This is a genomic window from Enterobacter sp. PL1, assembly GCF_945957325.1.
Classification (GTDB): domain Bacteria; phylum Pseudomonadota; class Gammaproteobacteria; order Enterobacterales; family Enterobacteriaceae; genus Enterobacter; species Enterobacter roggenkampii.
In genome coordinates, this window is the sequence record NZ_CAMFKT010000085.1 from 1 (window position 1) to 1086 (window position 1086).

General features: G+C 40.6%; 2 protein-coding genes. One reads left to right on the forward strand and one right to left on the reverse strand.

Annotated features, from left to right (window positions below):
- Positions 1-571 (reverse strand): OB-fold-containig protein (locus N6P30_RS24350; RefSeq protein WP_023563383.1); only part of this gene is annotated, 571 nt, incomplete at its 3' end.
- 268 nt (positions 572-839) lie between these two features.
- On the opposite strand from N6P30_RS24350, the gene glgS reads away from it, so the two are divergent.
- Positions 840-1040, forward strand: a complete 201-nt coding sequence (glgS, locus tag N6P30_RS24355; protein WP_000350095.1) for a cell surface composition regulator GlgS — start codon at positions 840-842, stop codon at positions 1038-1040.
- The last annotated feature ends 46 nt before the right edge of the window (positions 1041-1086 follow it).

The window sequence follows — 1086 nt, forward strand, 5'->3', positions numbered from 1 at the left end:
AAATAATTAACACTTTGTCTCCTTTAGTGAAAATTTTTCCTTCTTCAGGCTCCAGTAGTAAATAATGTATTTGGCCAAATTGATCGGTGAGTTTTCCTTCGCAGGGATTACCTGAAGTGGCTTGATGACCGGTAATTAACGCCATGCTACCAATATATTCTTCTTCTGTAATAGCTGAACTATGGTCGCGTGGAATCCAGGGCGCAACTATTTTACCGGTATAATGCACCGCAATAATCGTAAACAGTAAACTGACAGGAACCACGAACAGGTTCGACAGTGGTGATTGCCAGACCATGATGCAGGCATGCTGCAACAGGATGCCAATAAGACCAAAAAAACCAGCCAGTAAGCAGAGAACGACGAGAGCTGGCAATCTTCCAATATTGAGATAAAGAAGTGCCTGGCTAATATGACCTGTGGTTATGGAATCATAATGGTCAAGATGTGCATCAAGAGCACCGGAGAGCATGTGACCGCAGATAAGCGCAAAAATTTCTAACAGGCCGATCAACAGTACAAAGGAAATAGCGAAAAGATAAGGGGTGTTATAGTCGGCGAATAAAATCATATATCACTCCAATGTCCATTTAGTGACGCAATATTTACTTTGTAATAATTTCCTTGCTTACATTTATCTGTGTTAATAATAATACAGGTTAGAGAAGTTCTGGAAGAGAAAGTCTTTTAATATGGTTTTTTATTTTTCACTAAAAAGTGTGATCGGGGACAATATATTTACGCACGTTATGTTTAAAGGCACTACACTGATTGGGGAATACTGAAATCAGAAAAAGCATATGGCCTTAAAAGGTATGCGATAACCGGAGGATGAGCTTATGGATCATAGTCTTAATTCTTTAAATAATTTCGATTTCCTGGCGCGTAGTTTTGCCAGAATGCACGCAGAAGGTCGCCCGGTCGATATTCTGGCCGTTACTGGTAACATGGATGAAGAACATAGAACCTGGTTTTGCGCACGTTATGCCTGGTATTGTCAACAGATGATGCAGGCAAGAGAGCTGGAGTTAGAGCACTGATATAACGGGCCTGATGGCCCGTTTTAGTGTTTGTATTAGATACTAG